Genomic DNA, 20,257 nt, shown 5'->3' on the forward strand with positions numbered 1-20,257 from the left:
ACCACACAGGACCGAGCACGCCTCAAAAACCGGAGCTTGAGCCTGTCCGCTACGGATTGGTTGCACGAATCACACGCTTTGACCATAAGTCGAATTGCCACGGGCGCCCATGAATGCGTTCATAGGCAGATTAGCCCGGCAGGAAGCGTGTGCTGAAGTTGCAAAGAATTGCGAATCGGACATGGCGATCCTGGCCATGGGTAACCTGGGGCAACACGTGAACCGCCCCGTCACTCCTGGCAGCCATGCCGTCAATTTGGTGCTGCAGATTTTGGAGACGCGTTAAATGGCGCATAACGAAGCAGTCGACGTAGTACTGGTAGGGGCCGGCATCATGAGTGCCACCTTGGCCGTACTGCTCAAAGAGCTCGACCCCGGCCTCAAGCTGGAAGTCGTTGAGCTGATGGATTCGGGTGCCGCGGAAAGTTCCAACCCGTGGAACAACGCCGGTACCGGCCACGCCGGCCTGTGTGAGCTGAACTACACGCCGCAGGCTGCCGATGGTTCCATCGACATCAAGAAAGCCGTGCACATCAACACCCAGTTCGAGGTGTCGAAGCAGTTCTGGGCGTACCTGACCAAAAAGGGCACCTTTGGCTCGTCCAAGTCCTTTATCAGCCCGGTGCCGCACCTGAGCTTCGTGCAAGGCGAAAAAGGCGTGTCCTTCCTCAAGAAGCGCTTTGAAACCCTCAGCCAGCATCACGCGTTTTCGGACATGCACTACACCGAAGACCGCAGCGAGATGGCCGAGTGGATGCCACTGATGATGCCGGGCCGTCCGCTCGACGAAAAAATCGCGGCCACCCGTGTGATGAACGGCACCGACGTCAACTTTGGCGCACTGACCAATCAGCTGCTGAACCACCTGACCAGTTCGCCGGACGCCCAGGTCAAGTACAGCAAGCGTGTCACCGGCCTCAAGCGCAATGGCGCGGGCTGGACCGTGAGCATCAAGGACGTCAACAGCGGCAACAGCCGTGAAGTGGACGCCAAGTTCGTGTTCCTCGGCGCCGGTGGCGCGGCCCTGCCGCTGCTGCAAGCCTCGGGTATCGAAGAAAGCAAAGGCTTTGGCGGCTTCCCGGTCAGCGGCCAATGGCTGCGTTGCGACAACCCGGAAGTGGTCAAGCATCACCAGGCCAAGGTCTACAGCCAAGCCGCCGTGGGTTCGCCGCCGATGTCCGTGCCGCATCTGGACACCCGCGTGGTGGAGGGCAAGAAGTCCCTGCTGTTCGGGCCATACGCCGGCTTCACCACCAAGTTCCTCAAGCACGGCTCGTTCCTCGACCTGCCAATGTCGATTCGCGCCGGCAACATCGGCCCGATGCTGGCAGTGGCGCGAGACAACATGGACCTGACCAAGTACCTGGTCAGCGAAGTGCGCCAATCGATGGAGCAGCGCCTGGAATCCCTGCGCCGCTTCTACCCCGAGGCGAAAGCCGAAGACTGGCGCCTGGAAGTGGCCGGCCAACGGGTGCAGATCATCAAGAAAGACCCGAAGAAAGGCGGCGTGCTGCAATTCGGCACCGAGCTGGTGGCCGCCAAGGATGGTTCGCTGGCAGCCCTGCTGGGCGCATCCCCGGGCGCTTCGGTGACTGTTTCGATCATGCTGGAACTGATCGAGCGCTGCTTCCCGGCCAAAGCTGCCGGTGAGTGGGCATCCAAACTGCACGAGATCTTCCCCGCACGGGAAAAGGTTCTCGAGACGGATGCCGAGCTGTACCGCAAGATCAACACCCAGAACAACATCAGCTTGGAGCTGGTGGAACCTGCCGCCGAGACCGAAAGCTACGCGTGAGGTCATGACGCAATAAAAAACGCCCCGTTCTCGTGATGAGAACGGGGCGTTTTTTTAGGTGTCGGATAATCAGCCGCGAGCGTTTTCGATCAGTTCGATGTACTCGTCCGCGTTACGCTGGTCCTTGATCAGGTCGACGAAGGTCTGGCCGTGCTCATCCTTGCCGTCGAGGTCCAGGCCAGCTTCCTTGAAGAAGCCCAGGAACCGTTCGAAATCGTCGATACGCAGGCCACGGTAGGCCTTGATCAGCTTGTGCAAGGACGGTGAAGTCGCGTCGACCGGCTCGAAGTCCAGGAACAACTTGATCTGGTCGTCACCGATCTCGTCACCAATCACCTGTTTCTTATCTTTACGCATTACCGACTCCAGCCTGCAGACATTTACACGGGAAAGGAAGTCTACCTGCCAGACACCCCCTTCGAAAACAACCAAACATGCCTGCGGGCGCTGGCCTGCCTGCAATAGCGGTGCGTCAAGCGGCCCCTCTGTCACTGATATAACGCTATCGCAGGCAAGCCAGCGCCCACATCAATTGCATCCACATAGCGGAATCTGCGTCGCCTGACTACTTTGCGCGCACCGCACCGGTATGCAAATCCGCCCATATATGCCCATTGGCATAACTGAGGAACTGCACATACACCGTGTCATTGCGCAGCAGGTCGATAATCACCCGATACTGAGCCACCGGGTAGGACAAGGTCAGGACCTTGCTCTTGTCGTCATACACCGGCTTTTTCAGGCTTTTGCTTTCAGCATCGAAGTTGAGCACCACCTGGTTGATGCTCGCGCCTTTGTTCAGGGGCTTACCCTTGAGGCGGATCATCAACGGGGAGGTCACCGGAATCGGCTGCTGGCTGGATTGGCGCTGGTTGCCTGCCACCACCGTGTACTCGGTGACTTGCAGCAGTTGCTGCTGGTCCGGCGCTTCGGCACGCAGGGTGAGGTCATCCGAGGGCAGGAACTGGCTGTGCATCGGTGCAGGCGCGGCGGCCAGGGGCAAACTGAGGGTCAGCGCCAGGACGGCGCCGATACGTGTCAACAAGCTCATGGGCTGCTCCGGCAAGATGAGCCCAGCACTGTAGCTCAATCGAACTGGGCAAGCATCCAGCGTTGGTACTCGGCCACGCCGGCGTCACCTTCGCGGGGCGCCCAGTCGGCCAGTTCGCCCTCACTCACCGGACGGTAGGGTCCGGCCTTGCACTCGAACATGACCGTGTCGGGCTCCAGCACCACCAGGCCATGGAACACGCCCGGTGGCAGATCGACGCCCGCACACTCGCCACCGGCCTGCATGACGCGCTTGGCGAGCACCTCGCCGGTTTCGCTGAAGACCAGCAAGCCCAAGCGGCCCTGGAGCACCAACAACGTTTCCGCCTTATCCGCGCTCAGGTGCCGATGAGGCGGCACATACGTCTCAGGTTGCAGGCCCACCGCCAGCCGATGGCAAGGCTCTTCCATCTGATGAAAGTTGTGGTGGTGTCGACCGCGAGGGCTGGCGGCCGCTTTCTCGGCCAGGTCGGCAAACAGCGTCTGATCAAGAAAGCGGACCATGGCTTACATCCCTTTGACGGCGAAAATCCCATTGGCATTGCGCCAGTAGCCTTTGTAGTCCATGCCGTAACCGAAGATGTAGCGGTCAATGCACGGCAGCCCCACGTAATCGGCTTTCAGGTCCGGACGGGCCTTGCGGTCGTGGTCTTTGTCGATCAGCACGGCGGTGTGCACTTTGCGCGCACCGGCGTGTTTGCAGAAGTCGATGATCGCGCCCAGGGTGTGACCTTCGTCGAGGATGTCATCGATGATCAGCACGTCGCGATCGATGAAGGAGACTTCCGGCTTGGCTTTCCAGAACAGGTCGCCGCCGGTGGTTTCATTGCGATAGCGAGTGGCGTGCAGGTACGACGCCTCCAATGGGAATTGCAGGTGGGTGAGCAATTTGCCGGCGAAGATCAGGCCACCGTTCATGACGCAGAAAACCACCGGGTTGGTGTCGGCCATTTCGCGGGTGATATGTGCGCCGACCTTGGCGATCGCTTCTTCGACTTGCGCTTCGGTGTACAGGCAGTCAGCCTCGCGCATGATTTGACGGATATGCTCGAGATCAGCGGACATGGCGCTCTCCAAGGGGGTGCTGTGGCAAGAAAAGCGGGCGAAGGTACGCTTCTCGTGCGCTCCGAGCAAGCCTTAATGGACTAACGTACTAGATGTCTATAGGACAACACCCTCGGATAGATTAATCTAGGCCGGTTTTTTTGCCCGCCGCCGGAGCCTTTCCCATGCCCACTCGCGAGATCCGCCACCCGCTGATCCGACACAAGCTCGGCCTTATGCGCCGCGCCGACATTAGCACGAAGAACTTCCGTGAGCTTGCTCAGGAAGTCGGAGCGTTGCTCACCTACGAAGCGACCAAGGATTTGCCCTTGGAGAGCTACGAGATTCCTGGTTGGGCCGGTCCCGTCCAGGTCGAGAAAATCGCCGGTAAGAAAATCACTGTGGTGCCGATCCTGCGCGCCGGTATCGGCATGCTCGAAGGCGTCCTCAGCCTGATCCCGGGCGCCAAGGTCAGCGCCGTGGGCGTGGCCCGCAATGAAGAAACCTTGCAGGCCCACACCTACCTGGAAAAACTCGTCCCGGAAATCAACGAGCGCCTGGCGATGATCATCGACCCGATGCTCGCCACCGGCAGCTCCATGGTTGCCACCATCGACCTGCTGAAAAAAGCCGGTTGCCGTGACATCCGCGCCATGGTCCTCGTCGCTGCCCCAGAAGGCATTGCTGCCGTCGAGAAGGCTCACCCGGATGTGCAGATCTACACCGCATCCATCGATGAGCGCCTGAACGAACACGGCTACATCATTCCAGGCCTGGGCGATGCCGGTGACAAGATCTTCGGCACCAAGCAGAAGGACGCGTGAACATGCAGGATGAATTCAACGACCCGCTTTGGCGCCAGATCCTGTCTGGCGCACAAATGCTCTTCGTAGCATTTGGCGCGTTGGTGTTGATGCCACTGATCACAGGTCTTGATCCAAACGTCGCACTGTTCACCGCAGGCCTGGGCACATTGCTGTTCCAGGTGGTGACAGGGCGACAGGTGCCGGTCTTCCTGGCATCGAGCTTTGCCTTCATTACCCCGATCATTCTCGCAAAGGGCCAGTTCGGCCTCGCGGCGACCATGGGCGGGGTGATGGCGGCCGGTTTCGTCTATACCTTCCTGGGCCTGGCGGTGAAGATCAAGGGCACCGGGTTTATCGACCGGTTGCTGCCGCCCGTGGTGATCGGGCCGGTGATTATCTCCATCGGCCTGGCCATGGCACCGATCGCCGCCAACATGGCGATGTGTAAGGCCGGTGACGGCACCGAGCTGATTCATTACCAGACGGCGATGATGATCTCGATGCCAGCGCTGCTGACCACCTTGATCGTGGCGGTGTTCGGCAAGGGCATCTTCCGCCTGGTGCCGATCATCTCCGGCGTGCTGGTGGGCTTTGCCATGTCGTTCTATTTTGGCGTGGTCGACACGGCGAAGATTGCCGCAGCCCCCTGGTTCGCCCTGCCCCACTTCACCGCGCCGGAATTCAACTGGCAAGCGATCCTGTTCATCGTCCCGGTGGCCCTGGCCCCGGCGATCGAACATATCGGCGGTGTGATTGCAGTGGGCAGCGTGACCGGTCGCGACTACCTGAAGAAGCCCGGCCTGCACCGCACCTTGCTGGGTGACGGCATTGCCACCACCGCCGCCGGCCTGTTTGGCGGCCCGCCGAACACCACTTACGCCGAAGTGACGGGCGCAGTGATGCTGACCAAGAACTACAACCCGAAGATCATGACCTGGGCAGCGGTGTTTGCCATCAGCCTGGCGTTCATCGGCAAGTTCGGCGCATTGCTGCAGAGCATTCCGGTGCCCGTGATGGGCGGGATTCTGTGCCTGTTGTTCGGCTCGATTGCCGCGGTGGGGATGAACACGCTGATCCGCCACAAGATCGACCTGGGCGAAGCACGCAACCTGGTGATCGTGTCGGTGACCCTGGTGTTCGGGATTGGCGGTGTACTGGTCGGTACCGGCACCGGCCCGGATGACTTCGGCCTCAAGGGCATCGCCCTGTGCGCGGTGGTAGCGATCGGTTTGAACCTGTTGCTGCCGGGCAATGATGGCTGGAAGAACAAGAAGCCGGATGAGCCGCTGCTGTAGGGCTGTCGGCTTTCTGGATTGCTGATGGCCCCATCGCCGGCAAGGCCGGCGATGGGGCCATTCAGTCAATGAAGCCTAGAGCTCACCCAACCCATCGATCAGCGCCTGGTTCTGCTCCGGCGTGCCGATGCTGATCCGCAGGAACTGGGCAATCCGCTCCTGCTTGAAGTGACGCACGATCACCCCTTGCTCACGCAACGTGGCCGCCAGGCCCGCAGCATCATGCTGTGGGTGACGCGCAAAGATGAAGTTCGCGGCCGACGGCAACACTTCAAAACCCTTGCCTTCCAATTGCGCGACCAGCGTGTTGCGGCTGTCGATCACCCACTGGCACGTCTTCTCGAAGTACTCACGGTCCTCGAACGCCGCCGCCGCGCCGGCAATCGCCAGGCGATCCAGCGGGTAGGAGTTAAAGCTGTTCTTGACGCGCTCCAGCGCTTCGATCAGGTCCGGGTGCCCCACGGCCAGGCCCACGCGCAAACCGGCCAGTGAGCGCGATTTGGACAGGGTCTGGGTCACCAGCAGGTTCGGGTAGCGATCCACCAGGCTGATGGCGGTTTCGCCGCCGAAGTCGATATAGGCTTCATCGACCACCACTACCGAGTCCGGGCTGGCCTTGAGGATCTGCTCCACCGCGTCCAGCGCCAGCACACAGCCGGTGGGCGCGTTCGGGTTGGGGAAGATAATCCCGCCGTTGGGCTTGGCGTAGTCGGCTGCTCGGATCTGGAATTGCGCATCCAGTGGTACCGGGTCGGACTTGATGCCATAAAGGCCGCAGTAAACCGGGTAGAAGCTGTAGCTGATGTCCGGGAACAACAGCGGCAGATCGTGCTGGAACAGGCCGTGGAAAATGTGCGCCAGGACTTCATCGGAACCGTTACCGAGGAACACTTTGGCGGCATCGATCCCGTAATACTTGGCCACGGCCTGCTTGAGCAGGTCGCTGTTGGGGTCCGGGTACAGGCGCAGGTTGTCGTTCAACTCGGCCTGCATCGCCGCCAACGCCTTGGGCGATGGGCCGTAGGGGTTTTCATTGGTGTTGAGCTTGACCAGCTTGGTCAGCTTGGGTTGTTCGCCGGGCACGTAAGGCACGAGGTCCTTGACGAAGGGGCTCCAGAATTTGCTCATGTGTCAGTTCCCCTTCTCTTCAAGGATGCGGTATTCGGCGCTACGGGCATGGGCGCTCAGGGATTCACCGCGGGCGAGCACCGAGGCAGTCTTGCCCAGTTCGGAAGCGCCCTGCGGCGAGCAGAAGATGATCGACGAACGCTTCTGGAAGTCATACACCCCCAGCGGCGAAGAGAAACGCGCGGTGCCAGAGGTAGGCAGAACGTGGTTCGGGCCCGCGCAGTAGTCACCCAGGGCTTCGCTGGTGTGACGGCCCATGAAGATCGCGCCTGCGTGGCGAATCGACGGCAGCCAGGCTTGTGGGTCGGCTACGGACAACTCCAAGTGCTCCGGCGCGATGCGGTTGGCCACTTCGATGGCCTGCTCCATGTCGCGCACGAGGATCAGCGCGCCACGGCCATTGATCGATTTCTCGATGATCTCGGCGCGCTCCATGGTCGGCAGCAGCTTATTGATACTGGCGGCAACCTTGTCGAGGAACTCGGCGTCCGGGCTGACCAGGATCGCCTGGGCGTCCTCGTCGTGCTCGGCCTGGGAGAACAGGTCCATGGCGATCCAGTCCGGATCGGTCTGGCCGTCGCACACCACGAGGATTTCCGAAGGTCCGGCGATCATGTCGATGCCCACCTGGCCAAACACGTGGCGCTTGGCGGTGGCGACGTAGATGTTGCCAGGGCCGACCACTTTGTCGACCTTAGGCACGCTTTCAGTGCCATAGGCCAGGGCGGCAACGGCTTGGGCACCGCCGATGGTGAACACGCGATCGACACCGGCGATGCAGGCTGCAGCCAGCACCAGCTCGTTGATTTCACCGCGCGGGGTCGGTACCACCATGACCACTTCGGTCACGCCCGCCACTTTGGCCGGGATTGCGTTCATCAGTACCGACGACGGGTACGACGCCTTGCCGCCCGGCACGTACAGGCCAGCGCGGTCGAGTGGCGTGACTTTCTGGCCCAGCACAGTGCCGTCGGCCTCGGTGTAGCTCCAGGAGTCCTGTTTCTGTTTTTCGTGGTAGCTGCGCACGCGCGCCGCCGCGATTTCCAGGGCTTCGCGCTGAGGTGCAGTAATGCGCGTCAGGGCCAGCTCCAAGCGTTCACGGGGCAGAATCAGGTCGGCCATCGACGCGACGTCCAGGCCATCGAACTGGCGGGTGAAGTCCACCAGCGCCGCATCACCGCGCTCGCGCACGGCCTTGATGATATCGAGTACTCGCCCGTTGACCGAATCGTCGGACACGCTTTCCCAGCTCAGCAGATGATCCAGATGATGGGCGAAATCCGGGTCGGCAGCGTTGAGTCGGGCAATTGCAGTGGACGTGGTCATAGCGAGGGCCTCATAGGATTGGCAAAAATGCTCAGGCGCCGAAAGTTAGCAGTCGATCCGCTTGGGCACCTGAGAATTCTGGCTATGAGGCGGATAGACGGGCGCGACCTAGGGCCGCGCAGGTGAGTCAACCGCGGTGTCGCGACTCCACTGCCTTGCGCAGGGTGTCGATCAACGCCTGGATACGGGCGTGCTGCATCTTCATCGATGCTTTGTTGACGATCAGGCGGGAGCTGATGTCGGCAATGAAATCCTGGGGCTCGAGGCCATTGGCGCGCAGGGTGTTGCCGGTGTCGACCACGTCGATGATCTTGTCGGCCAAGCCAATCAGCGGCGCCAGCTCCATGGAGCCGTAGAGCTTGATGATATCGACCTGGCGGCCTTGCTCGGCGTAATAGCGCTTGGCGACGTTGACGAACTTGGTCGCCACGCGCAGGCGGCCCTTGGGCTCGACGTCACCGACACGGCCAGCGGTCATCAGCTTGCACAGGGCGATACGCAGGTCCAATGGCTCGTACAGGCCCTGGCCGCCGTATTCCATCAGCACGTCCTTGCCGGCGACACCGAGGTCGGCTGCGCCATGTTCAACGTAGGTCGGCACGTCGGTAGCCCGCACGATCAACAGGCGCACGTCGTCCTGGGTAGTGGGGATGATCAGCTTGCGGCTCTTGTCCGGATTCTCGGTCGGCACGATGCCCGCTTCAGCCAGAAGCGGCAAAGTGTCGTCAAGGATGCGGCCCTTGGACAGTGCGATGGTCAACATGGAAACGTCAGTCCTTCATCAGGCTATTGCTGTCCGGTCGCAAACGGCGCCAGACACAGATCGAGGCCATTACAGCCTCGATTTGGAACACATTCAGCATACCGCCTATTCAACGGCAAGCACCTTTTTGGGGTGAGCGGGCTTGCCCCCGCTCATCCCAATGAAGGCGCTCTCAGCAGCAGGGACTAGCCCGGTACGCGGCGGATTTTCGCGCCGAGCATCTGCAGTTTTTCTTCGATGCACTCGTAACCACGGTCTATGTGATAGATGCGGTCGATCAAGGTGTCGCCTTCGGCGATCAGCGCCGAGATCACCAGGCTGGCCGAAGCACGCAGGTCGGTCGCCATGACCGGCGCGCCCTTGAGTTTCTCGGTACCGGTGACAATAGCGGTGTTGCCTTCGACCTGGATCTTCGCGCCCATGCGGTGCAGCTCGTACACGTGCATGAAGCGGTTTTCGAAAATGGTCTCGATCACGGCACCGGTGCCTTCGGCAATGGCGTTCAAGGAAATGAACTGCGCTTGCATGTCGGTCGGGAACGCCGGGTACGGAGCGGTACGCACGTTGACGGCTTTAGGACGCTTGCCGTGCATGTTCAATTCGATCCAGTCTTCGCCGGTGGTGATTTCGGCACCGGCCTCACGCAGTTTTTCCAGGACCGCTTCCAGGATGGTCGGATCGGTGTCCTTGACCTTGACGCGACCACCGGTGACGGCGGCGGCAACCAGGTAGGTACCGGTCTCGATGCGGTCCGGCATCACTTTGTAGGTAGCCGGGTGCAGGCGCTTCACACCGTCGATGGTGATGGTGTCAGTGCCGGCGCCAGTGATGTTGGCACCCATGGCGATCAGGAAGTTGGCCAGGTCGACCACTTCCGGCTCGCGCGCGGCGTTTTGCAGGACGCTGCGGCCGTTGGCCAGGGCAGCGGCCATCATGATGTTCTCAGTACCGGTCACGCTGACGGTGTCAAAGAAGAAGTTGGCGCCACGCAGACCGCCTTCCGGCGCCTTGGCCTTGATGTAGCCGCCTTCGACGTCGATGGTCGCGCCCATGGCTTCAAGGCCACGGATGTGCAGGTCAACTGGACGCGAGCCGATGGCGCAACCGCCAGGCAGAGCGACTTCGGCTTCGCCGAAACGAGCAACCATCGGGCCCAATACCAGGATCGACGCACGCATGGTTTTCACCAGCTCGTACGGGGCGATCAGGGTCTTGATGGTGCGCGGGTCGATTTCGACGGCCAGCTTCTCGTCGATCACCGGCTCGATGCCCATGCGACCGAACAACTCGATCATGGTGGTGATGTCGTGCAGGTGCGGCAGGTTGGCCACGGTGACCGGGCCATCGCACAGCAGGGTCGCTGCCAGGATCGGCAAGGCAGAGTTTTTTGCACCGGAGATGCGAATCTCGCCATCAAGGCGGGCACCGCCGGTAATAATCAATTTATCCATAAGAATCTCGACGCCTTGGGGGCTCAGGTGCGCTCGGCCCAGGCCGCGCGGCTGAAAAATTTCATAGTGACCGCATGGATGCTGCCATCGGTGATCCACGGGTTCAAATGGGCATAGATCTGCTGCTGACGCTTGACCGGGCTGAGTGCCGCCAGTTCATCGCTAATCACGTTCAGCTGGAAGTTGCAGCCTTCGCCTTCAACTTCTACGGTCGTTTCCGGCAGCTTTCCTTCAAGAAAGCGCTTAACTTCTAGGGCCTGCATGCTCAACCTCTATCGGCGCCCAGTGCGCGCGGGTCGCACATCATACAAAAAAGCCCCGCGCCTGCGAACCCCGCATAGCAGGACTCTGACGGGGGGCTTCTCTAATAATGTGTATTAAGGATGCGCCAACAGCTCGGTCAGACCGGAAACTTCGGCAATTTCACGCATGTCTTCGGGCAATGCCCGGATGCTGACCGTTTTTTTGACGGCTTCGGCATCACGCATGAAGCACAGCAGCAGCGATAGGCCGACGCTGCTGGACTTGGTCACGGACGAACAATCCAGCACCAACGCGGGCGCGGTGCTGGTCTTGATCAGTGCCTGGCCCTGCTTGCGCAAGTCAGGCCCGGTGCGGTAATCCAGCACGCCGCTGAGGAACAGCTCGCCGGCATCGCCGAGACGAACAGCCGACTCGGTCATTGCGCAGGCTTCCCGGCAGCTTTATCGGTTTCTTCCTTGGCTTTGGCGACTTCACCAGCCCAACCATTGATGGTTTTGTCCAGGTCGTTGCCATTGCGCTGCATGGCATCGGCGAACTGGTCACGGAACAGCTTGCCAATGTTGATGCCGTTGATGATCACGTTACGCAGCTTCCACTCGCCGTTGACCTTCTCGAGCGTGTACTGCACAGGGTAGACGGCGCCGTTGTTGCCCTTGACGCTCATGTTCACGCTGGTGCGATCGCCCGACTCATCGCCGGCTGGAGCAACGGTAATGCCCTGGTTGTTGTACTCAAGCAGTGCATTGCCGTAGAACTGGAACAGGCCTTTCTTGAAGTTTTCCTGGAAAGCCTGCATCTGCGCCGGGGTAGCCTTGCGCGAATACTTGACGGTCATGATGCTGCGGGAGATGCCTTCGGCATCGACCACCGGACCGACAATGGTATTGAGCGCGTTGTAGAACTGACTTGGATCTTGCTTGTACTTTTCCTTGTTGGCCGACAGGTCAGCCAACATCTTGTTAGTCGTGTCCTGCACCAGCTCGTGGGCAGAACCTGCTGCGTTGGCCATCAACGGCAGCGCTGCAAGCAGTACCAGGAGGCCACGTCGCAAGGTAGAGATCATGTACAGATTCCTCATTTGGCGTCTTTATTGACCGTATTGAGCAGGAATTTACCGATCAGGTCTTCAAGTACCAGCGACGACTGTGTGTCGTGGATTGTCGAGCCATCCTTGAGCAGGGCTGTTTCCCCGCCCACGCTGACACCGATGTACTTCTCGCCCAGCAGACCCGCAGTGAGGATAGATGCAGTGGAGTCGGTCGGCAGATTATCTACCTTCTTGTCCAATTGCATCGTCACTCGGCCGGTGAAGCTGTCGCGATCCAGATCGATTGCCGTGACCTTGCCGATCGTCACACCGGCCATGGTCACTTTAGCTCTGACAGTCAAACCGGCGATATTGTCGAAGTACGCGTAAAGTTTATAGGTGTCGGCGGTGGGGCTGGCCGACAGGCCGCTGACTCGCAGGGCCAACAACAGTAAAGCCAGGATGCCAGCCAGCAAGAAAAGGCCGACACCGATTTCCACAGTGCGGTTTTGCATCAGAAATCTCCAAACATCAAGGCGGTCAAAATGAAGTCAAGGCCCAGTACCGCCAGCGAGGCGTACACAACGGTCTTGGTGGTGGCGCGACTGATCCCTTCTGAGGTGGGCTCGCAGTCGTAGCCTTGGAATACGGCGATCCAGGTGACAACAAAGGCGAAGACGATGCTCTTTATGATGCCGTTGAGCACGTCGCCAGTGAACGTCACGCTGTTTTGCATGTTGGACCAGTAGGAGCCGTCGTAGACGCCCAGCCAGTCCACCGCCACCCACGAACCGCCCCAGATACCGACCACGCTGAAGATCATTGCCAGCAGTGGCAGGGAAATGAAGCCGGCCCACAGGCGCGGGGCAACAATGTACTTGAGCGGATCCACGCCAATCATCTCCAGGCTGGACAGCTGCTCGGTGGACTTCATGTTGCCGATTTCAGCGGTCAGTGCAGATCCTGCGCGCCCGGCGAACAGCAAGGCGGTGACCACCGGCCCCAGTTCACGCAACAGCGTGAGGGCAACCATCTGCCCCACGGCCTGCTCCGAACCGTAGCTGGAAAGAATGTTGAAGCCCTGCAGCGCCAGCACCATGCCGATGAACACCCCGGAGACCACGATGATCACCAGGGACATAACGCCCACGGAATGCAGTTGCTTGACCAGCAGGCCAAAGCCGCCGCCAATGCCACCGCGGCCGAGCAAGGCGTGGAACAGGAAAATCGTCGAGCGGCCCAGCACTTCGACAATGTCGATGCCCGAGCGACCGAAAAGGCGAACCTTCTCGATGAGAGATGTCTTGCGCATCAGCGCTTCCCCAGAAGATCTGAGCGGTAGTCCGCTGCCGGAAAATGAAAAGGCACCGGGCCATCAGGATCGCCGGTCATGAATTGGCGAATGCGCGGGTTATCCGCGTTCATCAGCTCTTCGGGCGTGCCCTGCCCCAGCACCTGGCCATCGCCCACTACATAGAGGTAGTCGGCAATGCTCGCGGTTTCTGCAAGATCATGGGAAACCACGATGCTGGTGATGCCTAGCGCATCGTTGAGCAAGCGGATAAGGCGCACCAGCACGCCCATGGCGATGGGGTCCTGGCCGACGAAGGGTTCGTCGTACATGAGGATCTGCGGGTCGAGGGCGATGGCACGCGCCAGGGCCACACGACGCTTCATGCCACCGGACAACTCGTCTGGCATGAGATCGATGGCACCGCGAAGGCCTACCGCCTGCAGTTTCAGCAATACAATGTCACGAATCATTTCGTCGGACAGCTGGGTATGCACCCGCAGCGGGAACGCCACGTTCTCGAAAACATCGAGGTCGGTGAACAATGCACCGCTCTGGAACAGCACACCCATGTGCTTGCGCGCATCGAACAGATCGCTGCGCGACAGGGTCGGCAGGTTCTGGCCGTTGACCCACACTTCGCCGGCGCTGGGGCGCAGCTGCATGCCCATCAGGCGTAACAGGGTGGTCTTACCGCAACCGGAAGGCCCCATGATGCCCGTGACCTTGCCGCGCGGAATGCGGATATCGACGTTATTGAAGATGCTGCGCGTCCCGCGCTTGAAGGTCAGTCCCTTCAGCTCGACCGCGTAGGCGTTATCGGCACTCATCTAAACTCCTTGGGATGCAGCCTCTCACTCAGACACCACGCGTGCGACAAACGTTTGCAACCGTTGCGCAATAGTTGGCCACGTGGGCTGGGCGGACCGAACTGGCGGCGAACTATATCACTGCTGGTACAAGGCGCCCAAGGCCGGAACAGCGCTTGTTCAGATTGAGGACAGGGAAAAAACGTTGCCGGCTATGTTACCAAGGAGGGTTGCCGAAGATGGAATCTCAACCGCATCGTGAACAAACCCTGACGAACTTGCGTGAGGGAATTGATCATTACCGCTATAATCGCCGACTTTTCGTCAGGCTATACGATTTCAGACATGAGCCAATCCAGCGACCTTATTCAATCCGCACAACGCACCATCCGCCTCGAGCTTGAAGCCGTGGAAGGCTTGCTGGCGCATATCGACGCAGATTTCGTACGCGCCTGCGAGATGATTCTGGCCAGCAAGGGCCGCGTTGTCGTGGTCGGCATGGGCAAATCGGGCCACGTCGGCAACAAGATCGCCGCCACCCTGGCCAGCACCGGGACCACCGCGTTTTTCGTGCACCCTGCCGAAGCCAGCCACGGCGACATGGGCATGATCACCAAGGATGACGTCATCCTGGCACTGTCCAACTCCGGCACCACCAACGAAATCGTGACCCTGTTGCCGCTGATCAAGCGCCTGGGCATCCAGATGATCAGCATCACCGGCAACCCGGAGTCGACGCTGGCCAAGGCCGCCGAAGTGAACCTGAATGTTCACGTGGCCCACGAGGCTTGCCCGCTGAACCTGGCACCCACCTCCTCCACCACCGCCGCGCTGGTCATGGGCGATGCCCTGGCCGTAGCGCTGCTGGAAGCCCGCGGGTTTACCGCCGAGGACTTCGCATTTTCTCACCCAGGGGGCGCACTGGGCCGCCGCCTGCTGCTGAAAGTGGAAAATGTCATGCACTCGGGCGATGAATTGCCCCACGTCCAACGCGGCACCTTGCTGAAGGACGCGTTGATGGAGATGACCCGCAAGGGCCTGGGCATGACCGTGATCCTGGAAGCCGACGGCCGCCTGGCCGGGGTCTTCACCGACGGCGACCTGCGCCGCACCCTGGACCGCACCATCGATATCCATACCGCGACCATTGACGCGGTGATGACACCTCACGGCAAGACCGCGCGCCCTGAAATGCTGGCAGCCGAAGCCTTGAAGATCATGGAAGACCACAAGATCGGCGCACTGGTGGTGGTCGATGGCGACGACCACCCGATTGGCGCCCTGAACATGCACGACTTGCTGCGTGCGGGAGTGATGTAAATGACCAGCGACCTGCTGCAACGCGGCAAGCACATCAAACTGGCGATTTTCGACGTTGACGGCGTGCTGACCGATGGCCGCCTGTACTTCCTTGAAGACGGCAGTGAATTCAAGACGTTCAACACCCTCGATGGCCAGGGCATCAAGATGCTGATGGCGTCGGGCGTGCAAACGGCGATTATCAGCGGCCGAAAAACGCCGGTAGTGGAACGCCGCGCACAAAACCTGGGGATTCCTCACCTGTATCAGGGCCGCGAGGATAAACTGGTGGTTCTGGACGAGCTTCTTGGCCAACTCAACCTAAGCTATGAGCAGGTCGCCTACTTGGGCGATGACCTGCCAGACCTGCCGGTGATCCGCCGAGTGGGCCTGGGCATGGCCGTCGCCAATGCGGCAGCCTTTGTTCGCGAGCACGCCCATGGCATTACCACCGCCCGCGGCGGTGAAGGTGCCGCCCGCGAGTTCTGCGAGCTGATCCTGCGTGCCCAGGGTAGCCTTGAAGCGGCCCACGCCGCCTACTTATAGAGCGTTTTATGCTGAGCAAAAAGATTCGCAACTTCCTGCTATTCGGGGTCATCGCCGCGCTGTTCCTGGCGGTGGGCTACTGGAATATCAGCCCGGAGCGCTTTCTCGACCAGCCTGCTGCGCAGGTTGACGAGAGCGCTATCGACTATTACGCCACCAATGCCAAGAGCGTGCAGTTCCTGCCAGATGGCAAGGTGCAGTACGAAATGACTTCGGACAAGGTTGAGCATGTCAAGGCCAGCGAAGTCACCCTGCTGACCAACCCGGACATGAATATCTACCGGGGTACCGAGTTTCCATGGCACGTCACCAGCAAGCGTGGCGAGGTCAACCCGGACGGTACCGAGGTGGAACTGATCGACTCGGTGCGCGTTGCGCGTACCGACGATAAAAAGCGTGAGACCGTGATTACCACCAGTCGAATGACCGTATTCCCGCAGAAGCAATATGCGCAGACCGAGCAAGACGTTAGAATCGACGGCGCTGGCGGTGTATCGACTGGCAAAGGAATGAAAGCGTATTTGAAAGAAAGCAGGATACACCTGCTATCGAACGTAAGAGGACAGTATGAGGCTCGTTAAAACTCTCCCTATTTTGCTCGGTCTGGGCGCAGCACTGGGAAGCGTGAGCGCCTGGGCTCTGCCGAACGATAGCCAGCAACCGATCCACATCTCGGCTGACGACGCGCAGCTCGATGACAAGCAAGGCGTCGCCACCTACACCGGCGGCGTGATCATCACCCAGGGTTCGATGAAGATCACCGGCAACACGGTGACACTGACGCGCACCCAATCGGGCGATATCGACGTGGTGACGTCGGTAGGCAACCTGGCTTACTTCGAACAGAAGCAGTCTGCTACCGATACCGGCCCCATGAAGGGCTACGGCAAGACCATCCAGTACCACGCCCAGCAGAACCGCATTGTCCTGATCGACCAGGCGAAGGTACTCAGCCCCGATGGCAACTCTACGGAAGGTGAAAAAATCACCTATGACACCGTGAAACAGGTTGCCAACGCCGGCCGCGCGACTGGCAGCAAGCTCAGCGCGCCGCGCCCACGCATCGATATGGTTATCCAGCCGAAGAAGAAGGCCGAGTAATGGCAACCCTGAAAGCCCAGCATCTGGCCAAGGCCTATAAAAGCCGTCAGGTCGTGCGCGACGTCAGCCTGTCGATCGACAGCGGCCAGATCGTCGGCTTGCTCGGCCCCAACGGCGCCGGCAAGACCACCTGTTTCTACATGATCGTCGGCCTGGTCCAGGCGGATCAGGGCCGCGTACTGATCGACGATCTGGACGTGAGCCACCAGCCGATGCACGGCCGCGCCCGCGCCGGTATCGGCTATCTCCCGCAGGAGGCGTCCATCTTCCGCAAACTGTCGGTCGCCGATAACATCATGGCCATCCTCGAGACCCGCAAGGAGCTCGACCGAGACGGCCGCCGCAAGGAGCTGGAAAGCCTGCTGCAGGAGTTCCACATCAACCATATCCGCGACAACCTCGGCATGAGCCTGTCCGGTGGTGAGCGTCGCCGTGTGGAAATCGCCCGCGCCCTGGCCACTGCGCCCAAGTTCATCCTGCTGGACGAACCGTTTGCCGGCGTCGACCCGATCTCGGTGGGCGACATCAAGCAGATCATCCATCACCTCAAGGCCAAGGGCATTGGTGTGCTGATCACTGACCACAACGTCCGTGAGACCCTCGATATCTGCGAGACCGCTTATATCGTCAACGATGGCCAGCTAATCGCCGAAGGTGATTCCGCCACGATCCTGGCCAACGAACTGGTCAAGGAAGTGTACCTGGGTCACGAGTTCCGCCTGTAAACACCGTGGTGTCACGGCCGTTCGCCAAGGTGCGCGGGAGTCAATCAAAACCTCCGGATTTTTATTGTTACCGCGCTCTAGGCAAAGCCCCCGACATCAGGCATATAATTTGCTTATGTTTGGCGCTCACGCGCCCTGTCGTGGATGGCGCATTGCGCCGGCGAATAAGGTGTTAAGCCCCTGCCATGAAACCATCGCTAGTCCTGAGAATGGGCCAGCAGCTGACGATGACACCGCAGCTGCAACAGGCCATCCGCCTGCTCCAATTGTCGACCCTGGACCTGCAACAGGAAATCCAGGAGGCCCTGGAGTCCAATCCGATGCTCGAACGCCAGGAAGAAGGCGACGACTTCGATAACGCAGACCCGCTGGCCGATAACATCGAGCAAAAACCCAATTCCGACGTGCAGGAACCCTCCTACCAGGAATCCTCCCCTACGGTGGACAACCTCGAGGAAGGCGAATGGAACGAACGCATCCCCAACGAGCTTCCGGTCGACACCGCCTGGGAAGACGTCTACCAGACCAGCGCCAGCAGCCTGCCCAGCAGTGACGATGACGAATGGGACTTCACCACCCGCACCTCCGCCGGCGAGAGCTTGCAGAGCCACCTGCTGTGGCAACTGAACCTTGCGCCGATGTCGGACACCGATCGCCTGATCGCCGTGACCCTGATCGACTGCATCAATAACCAGGGTTATCTAGACGAGACGCTTGAAGAGATTCTTGAAGCCTTCGACCCTGAACTGGATATCGAGCTGGACGAGATCGAAGCCGTCCTGCACCGCATCCAGCAGTTCGAACCTGCCGGTATCGGCGCGCGCTCCCTCAGCGAATGCCTGCTGCTGCAATTGCGCCAACTGCCAGCCAAGACCCCTTGGCTCGCCGAGGCCCAGCGCCTGGTTACCGATTACATCGACCTGTTGGGCAGCCGCGACTACAGCCAGTTGATGCGCCGCATGAAGCTCAAGGAAGACGACCTGCGCCAGGTCATCGAGCTGGTGCAGAGCCTCAACCCGCGTCCCGGCTCACAAATCGAGTCCAGCGAAGCCGAATACGTGGTTCCGGATGTGATCGTACGCAAGGACAACGAGCGCTGGCTGGTAGAGCTGAACCAGGAATCGGTGCCGCGCCTGCGGGTCAACCCGCAATACGCCGGCTTTGTGCGTCGCGCCGACACCAGCGCCGATAACACCTTCATGCGCAACCAATTGCAGGAAGCCCGCTGGTTCATCAAGAGCCTGCAAAGCCGCAACGAAACCCTGATGAAAGTGGCCACCCAGATCGTCGAGCACCAGCGCGGCTTCCTGGAGTACGGCGACGAAGCGATGAAGCCGCTGGTACTGCATGACATCGCCGAAGCGGTAGGCATGCATGAATCGACCATTTCGCGGGTGACCACGCAGAAATTCATGCATACCCCACGGGGCATTTATGAACTGAAATACTTTTTCTCCAGCCATGTCAGCACCTCAGAAGGCGGTGAATGCTCGTCCACGGCGATCCGCGCGATCATCAAAAAACTGGTTGCCGCGGAAAATCAGAAAAAGCCATTGAGTGACAGTAAGATCGCTGGTTTACTGGAGGCACAAGGCATTCAGGTCGCCCGTCGAACCGTCGCCAAGTACCGCGAGTCCCTCGGGATCGCGCCTTCCAGCGAGCGTAAGCGTTTGATGTGACGGGCGGGCCACAGCGTTCCAGTGGCAGGTATTCCTACCTGCCGCTTTATGCACTGGCAACGAAGGAGAAGCTGTATGCAAGTCAACATCAGTGGACACCATGTAGAAGTCACCCCTCCACTACGCGACTATGTCGAGCTGAAGCTGAGGAAGCTTGAGGGACATTTCGACAAGATCACCAACGTGCAGGTCATCATGAAGGTCGACAAGCTTCAGCAGAAAATTGAAGCGACCCTCCAGATACCCGGTGGTGAAGTGGTCGCCAATGCCGAACATGAAGACATGTATGCATCAATCGACTTGCTCACAGACAAGCTTGACCGCCAACTTAAAAAGCATAAGGAAAAGAATCTGAGCCTGCTTCAGGGCACAGGTCGTTAACTCTCCCCCCATGATCCGACTTGAAACCATCCTGACCCCCGGCCGTTCCCTCGTGAACGCGCCGGGCGGCAGCAAGAAGAAAGCCCTTGAGCAAATTGCCAACCTGATCAGCCGCGAAGTGCCTGAACTGGAAATGCAAGATGTCTACGAGGCTCTGATTGCCCGTGAAAAACTCGGTTCCACCGGTTTTGGCAACGGCATCGCCATTCCCCACTGCCGCCTCAAAGGCTGCGAGACCCCAGTCAGCGCCCTGCTTCACCTGGACGCTCCCATCGATTTCGACGCTATCGACGGTGCCCCGGTCGACCTGCTGTTTGTACTGCTGGTCCCGCAGGCTGCCACCGATGCGCACCTGGAACTGCTTCGGCAGATCGCCAGCATGCTCGACCGCAAGGAAGTACGCGACAAACTGCGCAGTGCCAACAGCAACGAGGCGCTGTACCAGGTTGTCCTGGATGAACAGAACGGGCAGTAATC

At 60.0% G+C, this 20,257-nt stretch carries 25 protein-coding genes; 11 read left to right on the forward strand and 14 right to left on the reverse strand.

Going from position 1 to position 20,257, the window contains the following annotated elements; genetic code table 11:
* The first annotated feature begins 286 nt into the window (after positions 1–286).
* Positions 287–1,795, forward strand: coding sequence for a malate dehydrogenase (quinone) (gene mqo / locus CQ002_RS05700; protein ID WP_034102224.1), 1,509 nt, complete (start codon positions 287–289; stop codon positions 1,793–1,795).
* A 69-nt stretch (positions 1,796–1,864) separates the two neighbouring features.
* On the opposite strand, the gene CQ002_RS05705 is transcribed toward mqo, so the two are convergent.
* The 4 genes from CQ002_RS05705 to CQ002_RS05720 all read right to left on the reverse strand — a co-directional run bounded on the left by CQ002_RS05705 (position 1,865) and on the right by CQ002_RS05720 (position 3,910).
* On the reverse strand, positions 1,865–2,152 hold the full coding sequence (locus CQ002_RS05705) for a PA4642 family protein (RefSeq protein ID WP_016976601.1): 288 nt from the start codon (positions 2,150–2,152) through the stop codon (positions 1,865–1,867).
* Positions 2,153–2,360: 208 nt separating this feature from the next.
* Positions 2,361–2,846 carry a hypothetical protein gene (locus CQ002_RS05710; protein ID WP_034102223.1) on the reverse strand — a complete coding sequence of 162 codons (486 nt, stop codon included), beginning with the start codon at positions 2,844–2,846 and terminating at the stop codon, positions 2,361–2,363.
* A gap of 35 nt (positions 2,847–2,881) precedes the next feature.
* Positions 2,882–3,349 carry a WbuC family cupin fold metalloprotein gene (locus tag CQ002_RS05715; RefSeq protein WP_034102222.1) on the reverse strand — a complete coding sequence of 156 codons (468 nt, stop codon included), beginning with the start codon at positions 3,347–3,349 and terminating at the stop codon, positions 2,882–2,884.
* A 3-nt stretch (positions 3,350–3,352) separates the two neighbouring features.
* Positions 3,353–3,910, reverse strand: a complete 558-nt coding sequence (locus tag CQ002_RS05720; RefSeq protein ID WP_034102221.1) for a hypoxanthine-guanine phosphoribosyltransferase — start codon at positions 3,908–3,910, stop codon at positions 3,353–3,355.
* 164 nt (positions 3,911–4,074) lie between these two features.
* On the opposite strand from CQ002_RS05720, the gene upp reads away from it, so the two are divergent.
* Positions 4,075–4,713: a uracil phosphoribosyltransferase gene (gene upp / locus CQ002_RS05725; RefSeq protein WP_025856322.1), complete on the forward strand. Its 639-nt coding sequence runs from the start codon at positions 4,075–4,077 to the stop codon at positions 4,711–4,713.
* A 2-nt stretch (positions 4,714–4,715) separates the two neighbouring features.
* Entirely contained in the window at positions 4,716–5,990 is a 1,275-nt protein-coding gene (locus tag CQ002_RS05730; RefSeq protein WP_105161662.1) for a uracil-xanthine permease family protein, read from the forward strand.
* 75 nt (positions 5,991–6,065) lie between these two features.
* On the opposite strand, the gene hisC is transcribed toward CQ002_RS05730, so the two are convergent.
* The 10 genes from hisC to CQ002_RS05780 form a co-directional block, all read right to left on the reverse strand.
* Positions 6,066–7,118 (reverse strand): histidinol-phosphate transaminase, encoded by a 1,053-nt coding sequence (gene hisC, locus CQ002_RS05735; RefSeq protein ID WP_105161661.1) that lies wholly within the window; start codon positions 7,116–7,118, stop codon positions 6,066–6,068.
* A 3-nt stretch (positions 7,119–7,121) separates the two neighbouring features.
* A complete protein-coding gene (hisD, locus tag CQ002_RS05740) occupies positions 7,122–8,444 on the reverse strand; it encodes a histidinol dehydrogenase (RefSeq protein ID WP_034102218.1) in 1,323 nt (440 codons plus the stop codon).
* Between the two features lie 127 nt (positions 8,445–8,571).
* Positions 8,572–9,207, reverse strand: a complete 636-nt coding sequence (gene hisG / locus CQ002_RS05745; RefSeq protein WP_003188599.1) for an ATP phosphoribosyltransferase — start codon at positions 9,205–9,207, stop codon at positions 8,572–8,574.
* 185 nt (positions 9,208–9,392) lie between these two features.
* The gene (gene murA, locus CQ002_RS05750) at positions 9,393–10,658 is read right to left on the reverse strand and encodes a UDP-N-acetylglucosamine 1-carboxyvinyltransferase (RefSeq protein ID WP_034102217.1); all 1,266 of its coding nucleotides are present in this window, start codon (positions 10,656–10,658) and stop codon (positions 9,393–9,395) included.
* 23 nt (positions 10,659–10,681) lie between these two features.
* Positions 10,682–10,921, reverse strand: coding sequence for a BolA family protein (locus tag CQ002_RS05755; RefSeq protein WP_034102215.1), 240 nt, complete (start codon positions 10,919–10,921; stop codon positions 10,682–10,684).
* Positions 10,922–11,035: 114 nt separating this feature from the next.
* Complete coding sequence (locus CQ002_RS05760; RefSeq protein ID WP_034102213.1) at positions 11,036–11,341, reverse strand: lipid asymmetry maintenance protein MlaB; 306 nt, start codon at positions 11,339–11,341, stop codon at positions 11,036–11,038.
* The gene (locus tag CQ002_RS05765; RefSeq protein ID WP_034102210.1) at positions 11,338–11,985 is read right to left on the reverse strand and encodes a phospholipid-binding protein MlaC; all 648 of its coding nucleotides are present in this window, start codon (positions 11,983–11,985) and stop codon (positions 11,338–11,340) included. The genes CQ002_RS05760 and CQ002_RS05765 overlap by 4 nt, the downstream gene beginning before the upstream one ends.
* Positions 11,986–11,996: 11 nt before the next feature.
* Positions 11,997–12,464: an outer membrane lipid asymmetry maintenance protein MlaD gene (gene mlaD / locus CQ002_RS05770; RefSeq protein ID WP_003171814.1), complete on the reverse strand. Its 468-nt coding sequence runs from the start codon at positions 12,462–12,464 to the stop codon at positions 11,997–11,999.
* The gene (gene mlaE, locus CQ002_RS05775; RefSeq protein WP_034102208.1) at positions 12,464–13,261 is read right to left on the reverse strand and encodes a lipid asymmetry maintenance ABC transporter permease subunit MlaE; all 798 of its coding nucleotides are present in this window, start codon (positions 13,259–13,261) and stop codon (positions 12,464–12,466) included. Before mlaE ends, mlaD begins: the two co-directional genes overlap by 1 nt.
* On the reverse strand, positions 13,261–14,070 hold the full coding sequence (locus CQ002_RS05780; RefSeq protein ID WP_003171811.1) for an ATP-binding cassette domain-containing protein: 810 nt from the start codon (positions 14,068–14,070) through the stop codon (positions 13,261–13,263). The genes mlaE and CQ002_RS05780 overlap by 1 nt, the downstream gene beginning before the upstream one ends.
* A 324-nt stretch (positions 14,071–14,394) precedes the next feature.
* Here CQ002_RS05780 and CQ002_RS05785 point away from each other — a divergent pair, with 324 nt between their 5' ends.
* From CQ002_RS05785 to ptsN, 8 genes are all read left to right on the forward strand, one after another.
* Positions 14,395–15,369, forward strand: coding sequence for a KpsF/GutQ family sugar-phosphate isomerase (locus CQ002_RS05785; RefSeq protein WP_069021777.1), 975 nt, complete (start codon positions 14,395–14,397; stop codon positions 15,367–15,369).
* Positions 15,370–15,894 (forward strand): HAD family hydrolase, encoded by a 525-nt coding sequence (locus CQ002_RS05790; RefSeq protein ID WP_034102204.1) that lies wholly within the window; start codon positions 15,370–15,372, stop codon positions 15,892–15,894.
* Positions 15,895–15,902: 8 nt separating this feature from the next.
* Positions 15,903–16,475 (forward strand): LPS export ABC transporter periplasmic protein LptC, encoded by a 573-nt coding sequence (lptC, locus tag CQ002_RS05795; RefSeq protein WP_034102202.1) that lies wholly within the window; start codon positions 15,903–15,905, stop codon positions 16,473–16,475.
* The gene (lptA, locus tag CQ002_RS05800) at positions 16,462–16,995 is read left to right on the forward strand and encodes a lipopolysaccharide transport periplasmic protein LptA (RefSeq protein WP_034102200.1); all 534 of its coding nucleotides are present in this window, start codon (positions 16,462–16,464) and stop codon (positions 16,993–16,995) included. The genes lptC and lptA overlap by 14 nt, the downstream gene beginning before the upstream one ends.
* A complete protein-coding gene (lptB, locus tag CQ002_RS05805) occupies positions 16,995–17,720 on the forward strand; it encodes an LPS export ABC transporter ATP-binding protein (protein ID WP_003171806.1) in 726 nt (241 codons plus the stop codon). Before lptA ends, lptB begins: the two co-directional genes overlap by 1 nt.
* A gap of 185 nt (positions 17,721–17,905) precedes the next feature.
* Positions 17,906–19,399 carry an RNA polymerase factor sigma-54 gene (locus CQ002_RS05810; protein WP_105161660.1) on the forward strand — a complete coding sequence of 498 codons (1,494 nt, stop codon included), beginning with the start codon at positions 17,906–17,908 and terminating at the stop codon, positions 19,397–19,399.
* A 75-nt stretch (positions 19,400–19,474) separates the two neighbouring features.
* Positions 19,475–19,780, forward strand: a complete 306-nt coding sequence (gene hpf / locus CQ002_RS05815; protein WP_034102196.1) for a ribosome hibernation-promoting factor, HPF/YfiA family — start codon at positions 19,475–19,477, stop codon at positions 19,778–19,780.
* A gap of 10 nt (positions 19,781–19,790) precedes the next feature.
* The gene (gene ptsN / locus CQ002_RS05820) at positions 19,791–20,255 is read left to right on the forward strand and encodes a PTS IIA-like nitrogen regulatory protein PtsN (protein WP_034102194.1); all 465 of its coding nucleotides are present in this window, start codon (positions 19,791–19,793) and stop codon (positions 20,253–20,255) included.
* The last annotated feature ends 2 nt before the right edge of the window (positions 20,256–20,257 follow it).

Origin of the sequence: Pseudomonas sp. MYb13, assembly GCF_002980075.1 — a bacterium.
Taxonomy (GTDB): domain Bacteria; phylum Pseudomonadota; class Gammaproteobacteria; order Pseudomonadales; family Pseudomonadaceae; genus Aquipseudomonas; species Aquipseudomonas lurida.